The organism is Ochrobactrum chromiisoli (assembly GCF_026241335.1).
Taxonomy (GTDB): Bacteria; Pseudomonadota; Alphaproteobacteria; order Rhizobiales; family Rhizobiaceae; genus Brucella; species Brucella chromiisoli.
Genome location: NZ_JAPHAV010000002.1, coordinates 455503 through 474823 on the forward strand (window position 1 = coordinate 455503; position 19321 = coordinate 474823).

Here is a 19321-nt window from a genome sequence, read left to right on the forward strand (position 1 = left end):
GGAACATAAAATGGCTTCGATTGCACGCGTTAAGGAAAGAGCAGAAGAGCAATCAACCTCGATGAGCACCGATCAGCAAAGCGCGATCCGTATGCTTGCCAATGACCTGCACCGTCTCAATCAGTCGGTTATGAAAGCAGTCGAGGCCGGTGTTTCTGTAGAGCTGGTTCGTTCTGCCCGACATCATGCGGGAGATGGCAACTGGGGCGACCTCTTGATCCCGGTTATCGTTACCCGAAACCCGTGATCAGCAAAAAACAACGGATTATAACTTGATATACCAGTCCATTCATGTTGGATTAGCTTAACTGACCTCCCCGGCTGGCTCTGCCAGTCGGGTTCTTTTTTGCGTCAACAGACATTTTTGGCTAGGCGGTTTTGGGAAATCTATTCCCACACCGCTTCGCGCGAATGGATCGCGCTGGCGTGAAGCCTAAATGCTTCGATGCTGCTATGCAGCCCAAAAGACGCAATCTGCTTCACAGCTCATTCGGATTTTTTCTTTCGCCGTTCACAAGACCAAATTGGGCACAATAAACTACATATGCTCAGCGATGGCGCAGATTTCGCATTATTGAAGTGCCTTTTCCAATATCGCCCATTGCTCTTCACGCGTCACCGGACCCATTCCGCCCTTTCTGGCCAGCACATTTCGATTGAGACGCACGAATACAACCTTTTGATCGCCTTTCTCCGCCCATCCGACATACCAGCCGAACTGACGGCGTCGATCTGGCTTGCCTTTAGGGCCTGTTTCAAAGGCCGAGCCGGTTTTACCATGGACCATCCAGCCGTTTGAAAGCTGATGACTTGGCAAAATTTCCATGGTTTTGGTGATCGCAACCTCAGAAAACGGCAACTTGTAATTCACCATCTTCATGAGAAAATCAGCCTGCTCATTGGGTGATATTTGCAATGATGAGGAAATCCAAGAACGTAAAAGGCCGTTATTCTTGCCCCGATCGCCACTTAGGTCACGGTTACCGTAATTGAGTTGATCTGTGTATTTTTGAAATTTATCTTTTCCTAGCTTCCGCGTCAGCTCTTGTGAGAACCACACAACCGACTGATCCTCCCAATAGGTCGGATCGACAGATTGCCTCCATGATTCACGCCACGCGGGATAACCTTCCTTGTAAGGCCAGGAGGGGGTGTGTGCATCCTCGAGAATGCCGCTTTCAAACCCCATCAACGCCAATGGCACTTTGAAGGTTGATGCCGGGCTGTTGCGCGTATCGCAAACGTCGCCTTCTTTAGAGATGATGTCGCCATTATTCGCATTAAGGATGATCATGCAGGTGAGTTTTTCGCTTTTGGCCGATGCCTGTCCTTGCAGGGCGAGCATCATACACAAAGCGCTTCCTGCCATTCCCAAAGCCGCTTTGATCGTTCTTTGCATCCAGCAAACCTCTCAAGACATGTTTTCGCGAATTCTTTTCTCAAACATGGCGCCAACATTACGCAAACATGGCAATCCACACGTTTGTGCATACCCCCTCATTTATCACTCCCCATATTTAATGTTGTTGTTGTTCAAAGCTTCATTTGTCAACGCATCATGCTCCAGCTATCATGATGCTATACGAAATCATTTTTTGGTGTTGGATGTCTGCTGATACGACGGAAAAGAAGGTTGCGCGTGCGCCGCGTCGCCGTACGCCTGCTTATGTCAAATCGCTTCGCGGCGTGAAGAACTGGAAGCAAGCCACAGAGTGGCTGGCATGGCGCGACATTGAAGACATCGAATGCATTACCCCTGATCAGGCGGGTGTGGCGCGTGGCAAGATGATGCCATCAAAGAAGTTCACTTCCAATACGTCGCTTGCTCTGCCTTCTGCTGTGTTCATGACGACCATTTCAGGGGATTATCCTGAAGACGGTCATGGTTTTCAATATCCCGAAGATGATGGTGATCTCAGGCTTTTGCCTGATCTCTCGACACTCTCCTCGGTGCCATGGGAAACGGATGCAACAGCGCAGGTCATCTGCGACCTGGTCTATCAGGATGGACGCGCGGTTGAATTCACGCCGCGCAATGTGCTGCGCTCTGTCGTTGCTGCCTATAACAAGCGCGGCCTCAAGCCGGTTGTTGCACCGGAAATCGAGTTTTATCTGGTACGTAAGAACCCGGACCCCGATTATCCGCTCACGCCACCGGTGGGGCGCTCCGGCCGCGCCATTGGTGGCGGTCAGGGCTATTCAATTGCAGGCGTCAACGAGTTTGATGAACTGATCGACGACATCTATCATTTCTCCGAAGGTCAGGGCCTTGAGATCGATACACTGATCCACGAAGAAGGTGCAGCACAGCTTGAAATCAATCTGCGCCATGGCGATCCGGTTGAGCTGGCCGATCAGGTATTTTTGTTCAAGCGCACAATCCGCGAAGCCGCCCTTAAGCATGATATGTATGCAACCTTCATGGCCAAGCCTATTCAAGGCCAGCCGGGTTCGGCGATGCATATCCATCAATCGATCGTCGACAAGAAAACAGGACGCAACATCTTCTCCAACGAAGATGGCAGTGAAAGCGAAGCCTTCCGCCACTTCATCGGCGGCATGCAACGTCATGTACCAAACGCGCTCGTGATGTTCGCGCCCTATGTTAACTCTTATCGCCGCCTTACGCCTGATGCATCGGCGCCGGTTAATGTGAAATGGGGTTACGACAACCGCACAACGGCCTTCCGTGTACCGCGTTCCGAGTCCGGTAGCCGCCGCGTCGAAAATCGCATTCCTTCATCTGATGCCAACCCTTATCTGGCACTCGCTGCATCGCTCGCGTGCGGGTTGATTGGTTTGGTGAACAAAATCGAAGCTGATCAACCTGCATCGACAAGCGTTAACACCAAGGAAATCGATCTGCCGCGCGGTCTGATAGAAGCTGTGCAACTCTTTGAAAATGATCAGGAATTGCGCAACCTTTTCGGAAACTCGTTCGTCACCACTTATGCAGCAATCAAGCGCGCGGAGTTCGAGACTTTCATGGAAGTCATCAGCCCGTGGGAACGTGAGTTCCTTCTGCTCAACGTCTGACCGGTTCCACATGACCTATCAAAGCCCAATCTCGCCCGGCTTTTCATGGTACGAAGCGAGCGCTCCAGAGCGACCGCAATACGAAGAACTTGATGGTGCCCGTCAGGCAGATGTCGTTGTTATTGGTGGTGGTTATACGGGACTTTCGGCAGCCTATCATCTGGCCACACAGGGAGCCGACGTTGTGCTGATCGAAGCGGCACGCTTTGGCGATGGCGCATCGGGACGCAATGGTGGTCAGTTCGGCACCGGTCAGCGCACATGGCCGGAAGACCTCGAAAAGCAATATGGCTTTGAACGGGCGAAGGCTCTGTTCGATGTTGCGGAAGAAGCCAAGGCTTACCTTCTTGGCTTTGCGCGCGAACACTCTATCGATATGGAATATATGCCCGGCCAGATTTCAGCCGCGCACAAGCCGCGTTATCTGAAGCACTATCAGGCCCATGCGGAACTGATGGCCACGCGCTTCAATTACCCTCATATTCGTTTTGTTGAACGCGACGAAATGGCCACACTTCTCGGCTCTAACCGCTATCATGGCGGGATTTATGATGCGGGCACCGGTCATATCCATCCGTTGAAATTGCTGATTGGGCTGGCAAAAGCGGCACAGTCCACCGGTGCGCATCTCTTTGAAAACACCAAAGCCACAAAGATAACCACAGCAAGCGGTCGCGTTGAAGTTGAAACGCCACGCGGCACGATTTCAGCAAAGAGAGCGTTTCTCGCAGTCAATGCGCACGGCGGTGATTTGGAGCCGACAAGTGCAACTCACGTGATGCCAATCCGTTCTTTTATTGGCGCAACTGCCCCTCTGGGCGACAACAGCCCGGTCATTCCCGGTGGTGAGTCGGTTGATGACTCGCGCTTCGTCGTTCGTTATTTCCGTAAATCAAAGGATGGCCGTCTTCTGTTCGGAGGCCGTGAAGCCTATACCGCCGACAATCCGCGTGACATCAGCGAACATATCCGCCGCCAGATTGCTGAAATCTATCCCGCACTCGACAAGGTCGACATTACACACGCATGGGGCGGATCCGTTGGTATAACCATGCCGCGCCAGCCATTTGTGCGTGAAGTGATGCCTGGCGTTATTTCAGCAGGTGGTTACTCCGGCCATGGAGTCATGCTCGCCAATTACATGGGCAGACTTTATGCGGACGCGATCAGCGGTAAGCGCGAGAAGCTCAAACTCTTTGAAGAATTGCGCATTCCCGCCTTCCCCGGCGGCCGCACGTTGCGTGCCCCACTGCTATTTGTTGCCTTGTCATGGTATGCGCTGATGGATCGGATTTAAACCACACCCTCCCCGGCTTTTGCTGCAAGGCGTTGATATGTCTCTTCCACCACATCACACATCGGCAGAATTCCGCTCAAACATAGCAATGCCTTTATGTTTTCACGCACACCTTCATAGCCAATGATCGGCACAAAAGACTGCATAACGATACGTGCTTCGCCTCTGTAAAGAGCCTCATACTCCGCAAAATTTGTAAAGCTTTTGTAGCTTTCGCCGCGCATCAAATAGGTTTCGACCGCGGCGCCTTCGGCCAGCACAACCGCATGGCTATCGAGCACAATATTATAATAGTCGATGGTATTTTGTGCTAAAGCGCGCGTGATAGACTGGCCATTGACGAGATCTTTCGCTCTGATCAAAACGCCATCAATAAAAAGAGCATGGTTTGGAGACAAACAGAGATCACGGCGAGGCGCTTTGCCGTCAATCGCATGACGTGCAATACGGATCGGCATGATGTTCTCGTTCCAACCCGCTCCGCCTTTGCGGTGGCTTTGCCAGCCGACCCACTTAACGGGCATAAAAGAACCATCAACTGTCCTGACGAAATCTCCGATCACGAGATTTTCTACCGCAACCGGCCCCTTCGCGGTCTCTATGAGTGTACCTTTCAAAAGACAGTTAGAACCTGAACCGCCGCCGTGCTCCCACCATTTCGTACCAAGAGCTCGAGCTGGAAAAGACGATACAGTCGCCACCAGTGCGCCCAGGGCGGACCCCTTTGCAATCATGCCCGCCGCAGCACCCAGAAAATGGCGTCGCGCGCGACTGCTCGGTGAATGCCGGTCTTTATCTGCTGACATAAGTCCCTCCGCTCTAAGAGTTATGGCATCGGGCCAAAAACAGCATGTTTTTGCAAAGCACGATGCGTCTGTTCAAGAACATGAAGCATCATTCCGTGTTGCACGGAGGTAGAATGCCTCGATTACTTCACCCCAATTACCGCTCTGATATTACTCCACCATGCCATTGAAAATGTTACAGCAATCCGATCTACCACGTCCGCAATTAGAGGTAGAGCATAGGGCAAAGGGCGTAGATTTTATGAGATTGTGGGTGCTCTCAAGGGCGCGCAGCGCTAACCGAGATTAAGTAAAACACAATAGAAACGCGCAATTGCTCTGAGAATCATCCTATCATTTCACGAACAAAGCAGCGCAGGAGTTTCCATTGAGCAAAGACACGCTTTTTCTTCTAATGCCCGGTTTTGAAGATCCGGCCTATCCGGGCCAGACTTTTTACTGCGAACATTGTGCGCTGATGGAAGGCGTGCTCGCATCATTTCCCGCATTGGGAGAGAAAATCGAGATCATGCGCATCGCCTGGCCGCGTCCGAGACCAGATGTAATCGCACTTGTGGGTGAGGAAAACCAGTGTTTACCACTGCTGATATTGGCGCAAGGTGACAGCTCAATCCATCAAACAGGCGAATATGAAGGACGCGCCTTCATCTCCGACAAGGATGCAATCCTCAAGGCCCTTTCCGAACGCCATGGCTTTGCACAACCACATCCCTAAAGCACGTCAAACCAGATTGGCGCTTTAAGCTGAGCAACACGGCGCACGCATTCGTGATGGCCAATTCGGCATATTGCTCTTCCTTTTTCGCTTCTTCACCCCATCTTAAAATGCCTGCCAAGTCAGCCGATTGTCATAAACCTGTGTTCAGGTTTGTGGATATGCTGGCATCGAAAGAACGAACGGCAACAGAACAGATTTCCGACTGGCCTCATGTGTGAGCATGCGTCCGGTCTCAACCACAACAAGGAGCAACCACATGGTCGTAAAAGCCTATGGTGCTTATGCCGGTGACAAGCCACTTGAACCGATCGACATCACACGCCGCGCGCCGGGTGCAGACGATGTGCAGATCGCAATCGCTTATTGCGGTGTCTGCCATTCCGATCTGCATCAGGTTCGTTCGGAATGGGCCGGAACGGTCTATCCTTGCGTTCCCGGCCACGAAATTGTCGGCCACGTTACCGCTGTCGGCGCAAATGTCAGCAAATTCAAGGTCGGCGATACGGTCGGCGTTGGCTGCATGGTCGATAGTTGCCAGCATTGCTATGCCTGCGATGACGGGCTGGAACAATATTGCGAACACGGCTTCACGGGCACCTATAATTCGCCTACGCCTGACGCGCCGGGCCACACACTTGGCGGCTACTCGCAGCAGATCGTTGTTAAAGACAAGTTCGTTCTCAAGATCAACCATCCTAAGGAACAGCTTGCTGCCGTTGCACCACTGCTTTGCGCAGGCATCACCACATGGTCGCCGCTGCGTCACTGGCGCGTTGGTCCCGGCATGAAAGTCGGCATTGTCGGCATTGGTGGCCTTGGACATATGGGCATCAAACTTGCTCATGCGCTTGGCGCTCATACAGTCGCGTTCACCACATCCGAAAGCAAGCGCGCAGACGCCAAGGCGCTCGGTGCAGATGAAGTAATTGTCTCGCGCAACGAAGAAGAGATGAAGGCACACGCCAACAGCTTTGACTTTATCCTCAACACCGTTGCAGCCAGCCACAATCTCGATGCCTTCACCCAGCTCTTAAAGCGTGATGGCACCCTGACACTGGTTGGCGTGCCTGAACATGCGCATCCATCGCCAAATGTCGCTACGCTGATCTTCAAACGTCGCTCGATTGCCGGTTCGCTGATCGGAGGCATTGCTGAAACGCAGGAAATGCTCGACTTCTGCGCTGAAAAAGGCATTGTTGCCGATATTGAAATGATTGCAATCCAGAACATCGAAGATGCATATGAACGCATGCTGAAAAGTGATGTGAAATACCGCTTTGTCATCGACAGCGCGACCCTCCCAGCATAACGAAATGAAAAACGGCCCGGTCATTCCGGGCCTTTTTCTTGATTTAAACCGGGATTTCGGAAACCTGCTTAACCGTCTGGCTCGGAACGTCTGTCTTGAGGCTTTGCACGCCTTTGATGCGGCTCAAATGCTCCGACTGAAAACGGCGATAGTCTTCAATGTCAGCCGCTACAACGCGGATCATTGCATCAAAATCCCCCAACATGAAATAGCACTCAACCACCTGCGGTAGCTTCAGGATGGCCTTTGCAAAGGTTTGCAGTGTCTCCTCATCTTGTTGATCGAGACGAATGCGCACGAAAAAAGTCAGCCCTTTGCCAATTTTTGCCGGATTAAGCACCGCAACATAGCGATCAATTACGCCCGCATCTTCAAGAAGCCGGACGCGACGCAGACATGGTGACGCCGACAGGCCCACCTCACGCGCCAGATCATTGTTGGCGATACGACCATTGCGCTGAAGTACGCGAAGGATCCGTCTATCGATATCATCCAGCTTCATTGGCTATCAATTCCATTTTTTAAAATATTATTGGCATTTTGTGCCAAACATTGATGCATAAGACCAATCTTTGCAACCAAATTGCGTCAGACATTGGCTACATTATCCAAAATTCAGACAAATCATGCAATGCATAAGGGGCAGCCTGACGGCAGGCCAACGGACGTTTTATGGATATTTCACAGGCCTATGCGCCGCAAAAAAGCAGAACTGCGCGTTATTCGGAATTTCGCCGGGGTGCAGTTGCCGGGTTTCCGGTTCTGCTTGGCATTATTCCCTATGCGGTGGTTCTGGGTGCGCTTGCTGCACAAAAAGGGTTGAGTCTCGTCGAAGTTCCATTGATGACCGGTCTCAACTTTGCTGGGGGATCGGAATTTGCAGCTATTCAGCTGTGGACCTCCCCGCCGCATATTTTGCTGATTGCCGCAATTACTTTTCTCGTTAACAGCCGTCATCTACTGATGGGGGCAGCGCTCGCTCCATTTATCCGTCATCTGCCCAAGCGCAAGGTTTTTGCGACGCTGTTTCTCATGTGCGATGAAAGCTGGGCAATCGGCATTGCCGATGCGAAACGCCGAAAGGCCAAAGGCATCAACCCTGCTCTCAGCCTTAAATTCTATGCCGGTGTTGCGATCCCGTTTTACATTGCATGGGTGTTCTTTACGACCCTTGGCGCAGCTTTCGGCCCGATGATGGGCGATATGCGTCCATATGGCTTTGACATGGCTTTTCCGGCTGTCTTCCTCGTGCTGCTTGCAGGCATGTGGAAAGGCGTTGCCGCCGCCCGTCCATGGCTGGTCAGCCTTGTTGTTGCAGCAACAACCTATCTCACTATCCCCGGTGCGTGGTATGTCGCAGCCGGTGCGATTTCCGGTCTGATTGCTGCTTATGTTCTGGCAGGTAAAGACAATGATTGATCCAATAGCAGTTGTAGCCATCGTTTTAATGGCAAGCGTCACCTATCTCACGCGTATTGGCGGCTATATTCTGTTGCGCAATCGTACGCTCAGCAAGCGCGCCACAGCCGTCATGGAAGCCGCTCCCGGCTGCGTGCTGATTTCCGTTATTGCGCCCGATTTCGTTTCCGACAAACCGGCTGATCTTGCAGCGCTTGCGATCACCATTCTAGCGGCAACACGCTTTTCTATGCTGCCGACCGTCATCATCGGCATCTGCTCGGCTGGTTTTTTCCGCTATCTGATGGGCTAGGGTTACGGCGCAAGCTCGCCCATAATCCATTCGCGAAAAGCACGGATTTTGGGCATGTTCTTGCGTGCTTTGGGATAAACCAGCCAATAGGCCTGTCCGTCATCACAAAGAAGATCAAAGGGCTGGATTAGTTGCCCTGATGCCAGTTCTGCGGCATGAAACGCAGGTGTCAGGATACCAACGCCCTGCCCGGCAGCGGCTGCTCGCCCTTCGAGATGCTGCGCGCCATAACGGCTGAAAGAATTGCCCTTTATGGCCGGATTTTCAATTCCGGCAGCTTTGTACCAGATTTTCCACCATGGATCGGTGGGGTCGACGGCACGAAGGCGCAACAAATCAACAGGATCTTTAATCCCTCCGACCGACTCCATAAGTTTGGGACTGAGCATCGGTGAAAACTGCGCTTTGATCAGTTCGTGGGCAATCATACCGGGCCACTCACCTCGCCCGCTGCGAATGGCCATATCGACATTTGACGTCGAGAAATCGATTATATCGTTCGAGGTATCCAGTCGCACGGCCAGCGCCGGATGTTGCATCTGGAACGACCCCAACCGCTGTACCAGCCAGTTTGATGCGAACGTCACCACAGCGCTGATTGTCAAAACGCCCTGCGTGTCATCCCGTGCCGAAGCAAAGGCCGCCCGCATTGTTTCAAAGGCATCGTTAATCGCAGGAGCCAAGCGCTTGCCCAGTTCGGTCAATTCCACCTGTCGCGGTTTACGCAGAAACAGTGGAGCGCCGACACGCTCTTCCAGCAATTTGATCTGATAGCTGACGGCAGCCTGCGTCATTCCCAACTCTTTCGCCGCACGCGTAAAGCTTGCGTGGCGGGAAGCGGATTCAAAAACACGAATGGCTGAAAGCGGTGGCAGGGGTGACGTCATAATACATAAGTTCTCCTTATGTAGGATAATCGACATTCAATTGGAAAACAAAGCATTTTTCCATCATAACTATAGGCACAATTTAACACATACCCCTAAAAAATGAGACCTACTATGCGTGATGTTGACATCAGCTCATCAACGATTGCCGCTGCTTGCCCTGAAAAAACTACGCCATTGAGCTTGCGCAAGTGGATTGCGCGCTTGTTCAAGCGGAAACGTAAGTATTACCTCATCAACGAACACTCGCCGGAATATTTGCTGCGCGATGTGGGTATCAAAGAGGGCAGACCAACCCATTTTGCCCGTGACGGACATAAGCTGCCTGAATGGTGATATTTTTTTGTTTTAACGCATTATTCCGCGCAAAACCGCTTCGCACTTTTGTTGGAAATGCTTTAGCCACTAACCACTGCAAAGCCACGCGCTTTCAGGCCACGCCGATCTTCGCGCAGATTGTCGATCAGACGCGATCGGCTTCCACCCAAATGCGATGTCATCAGAGTGGTGGCTTGAGACAAGTTTCCTTCTCGCACCGCATCCAGAATGGCATGATGCTGTTGCCAGGCGCGCGCCAGCGCATCCGCATCGCGCACTTCAAGCCAGCGTGCGCGCGAAAGCCGCTGCATGGCATCGCGAACGCCACGGCTGAGAAATTCATTACCCGAAAGTCGGGCAAGCTCGATGTGAAAATCCATCCCCACGCGATGCCACTCTTCACGCGAACGTGTCGCATCACAACTGTTGAGCATTTCAGCAATCGCATCGACCCCACTGCGATCTTCCATCGCGCAAGTGACCTTGAGGGCGGCAATCTCCAGTGCCTCGCGATAGACGCCGATCTGTTCAATCTCGGCGAGATTGATCGGTGAAACAGTCCAGCCGCGCCCTTCCCTTCCGACAAGTCCCTCGGCTTCAAGCCGTAAAAGTGCGGCTCGGATCGGCGTGCGCGAAGCATTGAACTGCGTCTCGATCCAGCGTTCAGTCAGCCGCTCGCCTGGTCCCAGTTCAAGCCCGAGGATCATATCGCGAAGCTGTTCTTCGACGTGCCGCATCTGTGACATCTGCATCCCAATTTTTCCGGTTGCCTGATTGACAACTTATTGTGTCAGGCGCATGTGTGTATTCCAAATTGGTATCCCAAAATGGAATACAAAACAACCGCACATTATTACAACGGAATAAACCATGAATACCCGGCATGCCGAAACAGGCGATAAGGCGGCAATTGGTGATGAAAACCACGAACGCTATTGGAAGCAGAATCTTTTCATCTGCCTCATTGGTTCATTCACCACGCTCATTGCCATGTCGCTGCTTCTGCCGTTCCTCCCGCTTTATGTGGCACAATTGGGCGTGGCCGACGAAGCTGCAATCGTGCAATGGTCGGGCATCGCCTATGGCGCGACCTTTCTCGCAGCCGCTATCGTGGCCCCCTTCTGGGGCAAGCTCGGTGACCTTTATGGCCGCAAACTGATGCTGATCCGCGCAAGCCTTGGCATGGCGATTGCCATGTCGCTGATGGGCATGGTCACAGATATCTGGCAGCTAGTGGCGCTGCGCCTGTTTGTCGGCATTGCAGGCGGCTATTCCTCCGGCTCTATGATTCTCGTCGCAACCCAGACACCAAAGGACAAGACCGGCTGGGCACTGGGTGCACTTTCTGCCGGCATCATGGCTGGCAATCTGGCTGGCCCTTTGCTGGGTGGTGCGCTTCCACCGCTGATCGGTATCCGCGCGACCTTCTGGCTGGCAGGCAGCGTGATCTTCCTGACCTTTCTTGCAACAACATTTCTGATCCGCGAAGATCGCAAACCACCCAAGCGAAACAACGAACAAAAGAAGCAATCGATATGGGCTTTAGTTCCCGACCGCAAACCCGTCATCGCCATGCTTGCGACCGGCATGTTGCTGATGTTTGCCAATATGTCGATTGAGCCGATCATCACCGTCTATGTGATGCAACTGATGGATGATCAGGCGAAGGTCACTCTGATTTCCGGTGTCGTCATGGCTGCGACAGCGCTCGGCAGCATCCTGTCCGCCTCACGCCTTGGCCGCCTTGCAGATCGCATCGGCCATACTCGCGTCATTACCGGCGCATTGGCCATGGCAGCACTGTTGCTTATTCCCCAAGCCTTTGTGACCGAAGCCTGGCAGCTGATCGGTCTCCGCTTCCTGATGGGGTTGGCTTTGGGCGGCCTTTTACCCTGCATCAGCAGCGTCATCCGGCACAATGTCCCTGACCGCGTAGCAGGCAGCGTGCTTGGACTTTCTGTTTCCGCCCAATATGTCGGGCAGGTGGCGGGTCCAGTGGCCGGTGGCTTTGTCGGCGGACAGTTTAGCATGCCCGCCGTATTTATTGCCACGTCAGTGCTCATGGGCCTCGGTGCGGCTTATAACTGGGGCGCTCTCAGGAACGGCGTTAGATAGAGTAACCACCATCAACGCTAAGCGCTGTTCCTGTCACCATTGATGATGCATCGGAAGCAAGGAACAGCGCAGCCTCGGCCACATCTTCAGGCTTGGAGAAGCGGCCAAGCGGAATGGTTTCTTTCAGATCTTTACGCGCCTGCGGCGTATCTTCCGTGAGAAAAAGCGCCAAAGCTTCGCCGTCGCTTTCAGCGGGGCAGATACAGTTGACGCGAATATTTTTCTCGGCCAGCTCAAGCGCCATCGCCTTGGTTGCGCTCACAACCCAGCCTTTGGACGCCGCAAACCATGTAAGCCCTTTGCGTGGGTGATTGGCCATCGCCGATGCCGTGTTGATAATCGCGCCGCTCCCCTGATGCTCCATGATCGGGGCAACGAGCAGCGTCGAATAATAGATCGCCTTCATATTAACGGCATTGATGAGATCGAAATTATGCTCATCCACATCCGTCAAAGGCATGTTACGGTGGGTGAAACCGGCATTGTTGACCATGATGTCGATACGACCAAACTTGTCGAATGCCGCGCGCGCCAGACGTTCCATATCATCCTTGCGCGAAACATCAGCCTGTACGGATAAAGCATTCTCGCCAATATCGGCTAACTCGTCTTCAAGGCGCTTCACATTCACATCCGCCAGCACGACTTTAGCGCCTTCAGCTGCAAATCGGCGCGCTATCGCAGAACCGAAACCCGATCCCGCACCTGTGATGATCGCAACCTTATCCTGCAGCCTTTTCATGTCATGCTCCTTTCGCGGATATTTATTAGAATCCGCCCGTCAAATCACTTCTATCGCATTATCTTGAACACGCTATATATGCATATGCCGTTAACCAGAGTCATAAGACACCTGTAATTGGCAACATTCGCGAGAATGTTATATTGGACGGTTGAATTTAAATCGATTAGATCGTAGACAAAGGCTGCGCGAAAATCGCAATCTGCTATTAGCGAAGTGATTTGCGTCAGAAGTGGAAGAGAGCAATATATGACCAGCCAGATAATACCGGTAGAGCCCTTCGATTGTATCGTTTTCGGCGGTTCCGGCGATCTTGCCGAACGCAAACTGATTCCTGCTCTGTACCAGCGCCAACGTGCAGGTCAGCTCAGTGAGCCAACACGTATCATCGGTGCATCGCGTAGCGCCATGACCGATGAGGAATATCGCAAATTTGCCCGTGATGCGATCAACGAGCATGTGAAAGATTCCGAAATTGACGCCAAGGAAGTCGAGGCATTTATGGCTCGGCTGACCTATGTCGCAGTCGATGCAAAATCGGAAGATGGCTGGGCTGCTCTGAAAGAGGCTATTGGCAAAAAGCCTGAAAAGATCCGCGCGTTTTATCTCGCAGTCAGCCCAACTTTGTTTGGTGACATCGCCAACCGTCTCAAGTCGCATGGCTTGATCACGCGCGATACGCGCATCATCGTTGAAAAGCCAATTGGCCGCGATCTCGAATCCGCCAATGCGCTTAATGACACCATCGGCAGCGTTTTCCGCGAAGACCAGATTTTCCGTATCGACCATTATCTGGGCAAGGAAACCGTCCAGAACCTGATGGCTCTGCGCTTTGCGAATGCACTTTATGAGCCATTGTGGAATTCTGCGCACGTTGACCACGTTCAGATTACGGTTGCCGAATCTGTCGGCCTTGAAGGTCGCGCGGGCTATTACAACACTGCTGGCGCATTGCGCGATATGGTACAGAACCATATTCTGCAGCTTCTTTGCCTCGTCGCCATGGAGCCACCTTCGTCGCTCGAAGCCGATGCCGTCCATGACGAAAAGGTCAAGGTACTGCGTTCGCTCAAACCAATTACCTCGGCTAATGTCGAAGACGTGACGGTACGCGGCCAGTATCGCGCTGGCGCATCCGCAGGTGGTCCTGTTAAGGGCTACCTCGAAGACCTTGGCAGCGACGACAGCAACACCGAAACTTTTGTGGCGCTGAAGGCCGAAATCAACAACTGGCGTTGGGCTGGCGTTCCGTTTTACATGCGTACAGGCAAACGCCTTGCGTCCCGTGTTTCGGAAATCGTCGTCACCTTTAAGCCGATCCCGTATTCGATCTTCGGAGAACATGCCGGCAAAGTTGTCGCCAACCAGCTCGTTATCCGTTTGCAGCCGGATGAAGGTGTCAAGCAGTGGCTGATGATCAAGGATCCAGGTCCGGGCGGGATGCGCCTTCGCCACGTTCCACTTGATATGAGCTTTGCTGAATCCTTCAATGAACGCAATCCTGATGCCTATGAGCGTCTGATCATGGACGTTGTACGTGGCAACCAGACACTCTTCATGCGCCGCGATGAAGTGGAAGCGGCATGGCGCTGGGTTGATCCGATCCTCAAGGGTTGGGAGGTGAACAACCAACAGGTTCAGGGCTATACGTCAGGCACCTGGGGACCATCGTCTTCGATCGCTCTTATCGAGCGTGATGGTCGGACCTGGCACGAAAGCTGACAAAGCAAAGTCCGGGGACGTTGACAGACATTCCCGGATCAGTCTTTGTGCCACAAAATAAAGAGCGAGCGCGAATATCCGCAGAGATTGCGCTCGTTCCGGACGTTTGGACTTGAAAGGTACGGCATGAGCATCGAACGGCACGATTTTACCAGTGGAACAGAACTTGCGCAGGCGCTTTCTGAAGCAATTGCGAACAAGTTGGCTGCCGCTATTGCTGAGCGGGGGCAAGCGACACTTGCTGTTTCCGGCGGCACAACGCCGCTCAAGCTGTTCGACATCTTGTCCCGCAAAATGATTGACTGGACGCTTGTGACTATTACGCTCGTCGATGAGCGCTTTGTCGCACCAACCAACGAACGTTCCAACGAAAAGCTGGTGCGTGATCATCTGTTGCGTGATCATGCAGGTGTCGCGAAATTTGTCGGCCTTTATAATCCGGCTGCGACCGCAGAAACAGCAGCACTGGCGGCTGCCAGCCGTATTGATGCATTGCGTCGCCCGTTTGACGTCGTCGTGCTTGGCATGGGCAATGATGGGCACACAGCTTCGTTTTTCCCGAATGCCGACCGTCTTGATCAGGCGATTGATCCAAAGACCAAGGCTGTTGTTCTGCCAATTCATGCAGAAGGTGCAGGTGAAAAGCGCCTGACACTGACCTTGCCATTGCTGGTGGAAGCAGACATGCTGGTTCTGCATATTGAGGGTGCTGCGAAGCAGGCAACACTTGAAAAGGCACTTGCCAGCGACGACGAAAATGAAATGCCGGTTCGCGCCGTGTTCCATCACGCCCGCAAGCCGATACAACTTTATTGGACAAGCTAACGGTCTCATTGAACGCAGCAGTTTGCGTTTGGGACTGTGTTATAATTAACCACAGGCAAGCCTGGCATTTTCCAACAGGTGATACCCATGACAACGCAGACTGCGCATACCCGCATCAAGGCCATCACAGAGCGTATCGTTGAGCGCTCAAAGCCCACTCGAGAAGCCTATCTTGGACGTGTTCGTGATGCGGCCTCCCGCAAGCCACATCGCTCGATCCTTGGATGCGCCAATCTCGCCCACGGTTTTGCAGCCTGCGGCCCCAATGACAAGGCGGCCCTGACAGCCGATGTTGTCCCAAATCTCGGCATCATAACCGCTTTTAATGACATGCTCTCAGCGCATCAGCCGTTTGAGACCTATCCCGATCTGATCCGCAAGGCTGCGCGTGACGCAGGTGGCGTGGCGCAGGTTGCAGGCGGCGTGCCTGCCATGTGTGATGGTGTCACGCAGGGTTTTGCGGGCATGGAACTGTCACTGTTTTCGCGCGAAGTCATTGCCATGGCAACGGCTGTCGGCCTCTCACATGACATGTTCGACGCTGCCGTCTATCTGGGTGTCTGCGACAAGATTGTACCGGGGCTAATCGTCGGTGCCCTCACCTTTGGTCATCTGCCAGCGGTCTTCATTCCGGCAGGGCCTATGACAAGCGGTCTGCCGAATGACGAAAAAGCCAAGACCCGCCAGCTTTATGCGGAAGGTAAGGTTGGCCGCGCGGAATTGCTCGAATCTGAATCAAAATCCTATCACGGCCCCGGCACATGTACCTTCTATGGCACCGCCAACTCCAATCAGATGCTGATGGAGATCATGGGGCTGCACCTGCCCGGCTCGTCTTTCATCAATCCTGGCACACCGTTACGCGATGCGCTGACCCGCGAAGCCACCAAGCGCGCCTTGGCGATTACTGCTTGCGGCAATGAATATACGCCCGTTGGCGAGATGCTGGACGAGCGGTCTTTCGTCAATGGTATCATTGGGTTGAACGCGACCGGCGGTTCGACAAACCATACGATCCATCTGATCGCCATGGCTGCGGCCGCAGGCATCAAACTGAAATGGCAGGATATTTCGGAGATTTCTGACGTCGTGCCTTTACTGGCGCGCGTTTATCCGAATGGTCTAGCAGATGTGAACCATTTCCATGCAGCTGGCGGCATGGGCTTTTTGATCCGCGAATTACTCGACGGCGGCATTCTGCATGAAGATGTCCGCACTGTCTGGGGAGAAGGTTTGCGACCTTACGCAATCGAACCAAAACTTGGGCAAAATGGCACGGTTGTTCGCGAACCGGTTCCCGAAAAGAGCGGCGACGACAAGGTTCTGGCCAAGATCGGGGCGCCCTTCCAGCCCTCAGGCGGCATTAAGGTTCTGACCGGCAACATCGGCAATGCGATCATCAAGGTTTCTGCGGTAAAGCCTGAACGCCATGTCATTGAAGCATCGGCAAAAGTCTTCAACGATCAGGCCGAATTGCAAGCCGCATTCAAGGCTGGCGACCTCACCGGAGACTTTATCGCCGTTGTGCGCTATCAAGGACCAAAAGCCAATGGCATGCCTGAGTTGCACAAACTGATGACTGTGCTTGGTATTTTGCAGGATCGCGGACAGCGCGTAGCGCTCGTCACCGATGGCCGTCTTTCCGGCGCATCCGGGAAGGTGCCATCGGCCATCCATGTGACACCGGAAGCACTCGATGGTGGCGCGATCGGAAAAATTTGCAATGGCGATATTGTTCGACTTGATGCCGTGAACGGAACTCTGGACGTGCTGATCAGTGATGCACTTCTTCATGAACGCATCGAACAGCGTCCCGACCTTTCAGCCAATGATCATGGTATGGGCCGTGAACTTTTCCGCGCCTTTCGAAGCATCGCCGGACGCGCCGATGAAGGTGCATCGGTGTTCTGAAAATCGAAAGGCCGCATCATCCATGCGGCCTTTCTTTTATTTTCAGAATACTGGCTTCTCAAATCCAACGCTGCGGCATGCGGCGGTTAAAGTGTTTGCCATCAGCATGGCGATGGTCATCGGACCAACCCCACCCGGAACTGGCGTAATGGCACCTGCCACCTTTTCCGCATCCACAAAATCGACATCGCCAACCAGACGCGTCTTCCCTTCGCCCCTTTCAGGTGCAGGAATGCGATTGATACCCACATCGATCACAGTCGCACCCGGCTTGATCCAGTCGCCCTTGACCATCTGCGGACGACCGACTGCTGCAACCAGAATATCGGCGGTGCGGGCAATCGCTGGCAGGTCTTTGGTACGGCTATGTGCAACCGTTACCGTTGCATTGGCAGCAAGCAGAAGGTTGAACATCGGCTTGCCAACGATATTAGAGCGACCAATAACAACCGCATTGAGGCCCGAAAGATCGCGTCCATGAACGCGCTCAATCATGATCATTGCTCCAGCTGGTGTGCAAGGTACGAAAGCCGTATCGACTTCGCCGGTGCCAAGCTTACCGACATTGATGAAATGGAAGCCGTCGACGTCTTTTTCCGGCGCGATTGTCTGGATCACACGGCCGGAATCAATGTGCTTTGGCAGTGGCAACTGTACCAGAATGCCATGAATGGCAGGATCGTTGTTGAGGCTGTCGATCAGATCCAGAAGCTCCTGCTCAGAAGCGTCTTCCGGGAGATCGTGCTGCACGGAAACAAAGCCGCATTCCTTGGCTTTTTTGCCCTTGGAAGCAACATAGACCTGACTTGCCGGGTCTTCACCGACAATCACCACCGCAATACCGGGAACCACGCCAGTTGCAGCCACGAGTTTTTCGGTCTCACGCTTCACCGTGGACACCACGTCCTCGGCGAGCTTCTTGCCGTCGATCAATTGGGCCATATCAATGCTCCGCTTTAAACAGGCGATGCCTTGGGATACATCGCCTTGATCCTGAAACCATGCCAATAAGCGTCATCGGCCAAGATGACAATCTCAGATTGGCCGAGTTTCAGGATAAAGTCGCAAAATGCCGGAGCGTGAAGGCTATTTCGTATAGCAGCGCGACGCTCACAAAAATCGCATGATAGCGCCGGTTATCCGTAAACATCGCAATAAGACTTGCGACAACCAACGCACCGACACGAATAGGATATTCAACCCCGTATAGCTGATAATGCTCCACGCCCTTGAGAAAGGTATCAACAACATCGGCAACATATACCAGCGCCAGAATGCCAAAGAACCATTTGCGCCGCGAAATGAAATAATCACGATAGCCGGTATATTCCCCCATATCGTCAGGAAAAAGCAGCGTGCAGAGCAGAAAATAAAGCCCTGCATAAAAAATGACGAAGAAATATTTCTCGAACGTCCACACATGAACGGCACGCAAATTGAACTCGAACCACCAGAAATGGATAACCGAGAGCAGAATAAAGCCCACCCATGCCAGATGCACAGGATAGATTTTCTGTTTGCCCGGATGCTGAATAAAACGGGCAAATCCTGTCAGAAGACGCGACACACACAGGCCAAGGATAATGCCAATAATGATGCGGACATGCGTGAAGGCCTCTGCAGGCGGCACACCTGTTGTAAGCGATGGATCCATTATTCCCTCAAATCCAGCTTTTACCGAATGAAAGCGTGTTGTGTGTTATTCTCGTCATATAACACGTTTTAACTCTTGGTTTGACGCATGTCTTTAATCCAAAATCGGTCCCCGCTTTTAGGAGACATGCTTTATTTCTATAAAATAAGAGCGCTCAATAAATCACGATAAAATTATAAATATACAGTTCATTTCAAACACGCCGTTTTTGCTACAAGCCTTGCGAATTGCTGTCGGTGGAGGCTATACCCGAAAACATATCAATTTAAT

General features: G+C 52.8%; 20 protein-coding genes. 12 read left to right on the forward strand and 8 right to left on the reverse strand.

Annotated elements, in window-relative coordinates:
• Positions 1 to 10: 10 nt before the first annotated feature.
• The gene (locus OPR82_RS08945) at positions 11 to 247 is read left to right on the forward strand and encodes an SMc00767 family acetate metabolism repressor (protein ID WP_265984401.1); all 237 of its coding nucleotides are present in this window, start codon (positions 11 to 13) and stop codon (positions 245 to 247) included.
• Positions 248 to 571: 324 nt separating this feature from the next.
• Here the strand turns inward: OPR82_RS08945 and blaOXA are convergent, their stop codons facing one another.
• Entirely contained in the window at positions 572 to 1399 is an 828-nt protein-coding gene (gene blaOXA / locus OPR82_RS08950; protein WP_265984403.1) for a class D beta-lactamase, read from the reverse strand.
• 206 nt (positions 1400 to 1605) lie between these two features.
• On the opposite strand from blaOXA, the gene OPR82_RS08955 reads away from it, so the two are divergent.
• Both OPR82_RS08955 and OPR82_RS08960 read left to right on the forward strand, forming a co-directional pair.
• Positions 1606 to 3036, forward strand: coding sequence for a glutamine synthetase family protein (locus OPR82_RS08955; protein WP_265984404.1), 1431 nt, complete (start codon positions 1606 to 1608; stop codon positions 3034 to 3036).
• Between the two features lie 10 nt (positions 3037 to 3046).
• On the forward strand, positions 3047 to 4333 hold the full coding sequence (locus tag OPR82_RS08960) for an NAD(P)/FAD-dependent oxidoreductase (protein WP_265984405.1): 1287 nt from the start codon (positions 3047 to 3049) through the stop codon (positions 4331 to 4333).
• Here OPR82_RS08960 and OPR82_RS08965 read toward each other — a convergent pair.
• The gene (locus OPR82_RS08965) at positions 4330 to 5139 is read right to left on the reverse strand and encodes a Hint domain-containing protein (RefSeq protein WP_265984408.1); all 810 of its coding nucleotides are present in this window, start codon (positions 5137 to 5139) and stop codon (positions 4330 to 4332) included. The genes OPR82_RS08960 and OPR82_RS08965 overlap by 4 nt on opposite strands.
• Before the next feature lie 367 nt (positions 5140 to 5506).
• On the opposite strand from OPR82_RS08965, the gene OPR82_RS08970 reads away from it, so the two are divergent.
• Both OPR82_RS08970 and OPR82_RS08975 read left to right on the forward strand, forming a co-directional pair.
• Positions 5507 to 5854, forward strand: coding sequence for a DUF3088 domain-containing protein (locus tag OPR82_RS08970; RefSeq protein WP_265984410.1), 348 nt, complete (start codon positions 5507 to 5509; stop codon positions 5852 to 5854).
• A 259-nt stretch (positions 5855 to 6113) separates the two neighbouring features.
• Positions 6114 to 7166, forward strand: a complete 1053-nt coding sequence (locus OPR82_RS08975; RefSeq protein WP_265984411.1) for an NAD(P)-dependent alcohol dehydrogenase — start codon at positions 6114 to 6116, stop codon at positions 7164 to 7166.
• Positions 7167 to 7209: 43 nt separating this feature from the next.
• Here OPR82_RS08975 and OPR82_RS08980 read toward each other — a convergent pair whose 3' ends face one another.
• Positions 7210 to 7668 (reverse strand): Lrp/AsnC family transcriptional regulator, encoded by a 459-nt coding sequence (locus tag OPR82_RS08980; protein ID WP_265984413.1) that lies wholly within the window; start codon positions 7666 to 7668, stop codon positions 7210 to 7212.
• 170 nt (positions 7669 to 7838) lie between these two features.
• On the opposite strand from OPR82_RS08980, the gene OPR82_RS08985 reads away from it, so the two are divergent.
• Together OPR82_RS08985 and OPR82_RS08990 are read left to right on the forward strand one after the other, a co-directional pair.
• Positions 7839 to 8585: an AzlC family ABC transporter permease gene (locus OPR82_RS08985; protein ID WP_265984414.1), complete on the forward strand. Its 747-nt coding sequence runs from the start codon at positions 7839 to 7841 to the stop codon at positions 8583 to 8585.
• Positions 8578 to 8877: an AzlD family protein gene (locus OPR82_RS08990; RefSeq protein ID WP_265984416.1), complete on the forward strand. Its 300-nt coding sequence runs from the start codon at positions 8578 to 8580 to the stop codon at positions 8875 to 8877. The genes OPR82_RS08985 and OPR82_RS08990 overlap by 8 nt, the downstream gene beginning before the upstream one ends.
• A 2-nt stretch (positions 8878 to 8879) precedes the next feature.
• Here OPR82_RS08990 and OPR82_RS08995 read toward each other — a convergent pair whose 3' ends face one another.
• On the reverse strand, positions 8880 to 9764 hold the full coding sequence (locus OPR82_RS08995) for a LysR substrate-binding domain-containing protein (protein WP_265984417.1): 885 nt from the start codon (positions 9762 to 9764) through the stop codon (positions 8880 to 8882).
• Positions 9765 to 9878: 114 nt separating this feature from the next.
• Between OPR82_RS08995 and OPR82_RS09000 the strand changes: the two genes are divergently transcribed.
• Positions 9879 to 10100, forward strand: a complete 222-nt coding sequence (locus tag OPR82_RS09000; RefSeq protein WP_265984418.1) for a hypothetical protein — start codon at positions 9879 to 9881, stop codon at positions 10098 to 10100.
• A 62-nt stretch (positions 10101 to 10162) separates the two neighbouring features.
• Here the strand turns inward: OPR82_RS09000 and OPR82_RS09005 are convergent, their stop codons facing one another.
• Positions 10163 to 10828: a GntR family transcriptional regulator gene (locus OPR82_RS09005; protein ID WP_265984487.1), complete on the reverse strand. Its 666-nt coding sequence runs from the start codon at positions 10826 to 10828 to the stop codon at positions 10163 to 10165.
• A gap of 124 nt (positions 10829 to 10952) precedes the next feature.
• Between OPR82_RS09005 and OPR82_RS09010 the strand changes: the two genes are divergently transcribed.
• Positions 10953 to 12197, forward strand: a complete 1245-nt coding sequence (locus OPR82_RS09010; RefSeq protein WP_265984419.1) for a multidrug efflux MFS transporter — start codon at positions 10953 to 10955, stop codon at positions 12195 to 12197.
• Here OPR82_RS09010 and OPR82_RS09015 read toward each other — a convergent pair.
• Complete coding sequence (locus OPR82_RS09015; RefSeq protein WP_265984421.1) at positions 12190 to 12939, reverse strand: SDR family oxidoreductase; 750 nt, start codon at positions 12937 to 12939, stop codon at positions 12190 to 12192. The genes OPR82_RS09010 and OPR82_RS09015 overlap by 8 nt on opposite strands.
• A gap of 249 nt (positions 12940 to 13188) precedes the next feature.
• Here OPR82_RS09015 and zwf point away from each other — a divergent pair, with 249 nt between their 5' ends.
• From zwf to edd, 3 genes are all read left to right on the forward strand, one after another.
• Complete coding sequence (gene zwf, locus OPR82_RS09020; RefSeq protein ID WP_265984422.1) at positions 13189 to 14661, forward strand: glucose-6-phosphate dehydrogenase; 1473 nt, start codon at positions 13189 to 13191, stop codon at positions 14659 to 14661.
• Positions 14662 to 14787: 126 nt separating this feature from the next.
• Entirely contained in the window at positions 14788 to 15486 is a 699-nt protein-coding gene (gene pgl / locus OPR82_RS09025) for a 6-phosphogluconolactonase (RefSeq protein ID WP_265984424.1), read from the forward strand.
• An 87-nt stretch (positions 15487 to 15573) separates the two neighbouring features.
• Positions 15574 to 17397, forward strand: a complete 1824-nt coding sequence (edd, locus tag OPR82_RS09030) for a phosphogluconate dehydratase (RefSeq protein WP_265984426.1) — start codon at positions 15574 to 15576, stop codon at positions 17395 to 17397.
• 42 nt (positions 17398 to 17439) lie between these two features.
• On the opposite strand, the gene folD is transcribed toward edd, so the two are convergent.
• Together folD and OPR82_RS09040 are read right to left on the reverse strand one after the other, a co-directional pair.
• A complete protein-coding gene (gene folD, locus OPR82_RS09035) occupies positions 17440 to 18339 on the reverse strand; it encodes a bifunctional methylenetetrahydrofolate dehydrogenase/methenyltetrahydrofolate cyclohydrolase FolD (RefSeq protein ID WP_265984427.1) in 900 nt (299 codons plus the stop codon).
• Between the two features lie 109 nt (positions 18340 to 18448).
• On the reverse strand, positions 18449 to 19051 hold the full coding sequence (locus OPR82_RS09040) for a hypothetical protein (RefSeq protein WP_265984428.1): 603 nt from the start codon (positions 19049 to 19051) through the stop codon (positions 18449 to 18451).
• Between the last annotated feature and the right edge of the window lie 270 nt (positions 19052 to 19321).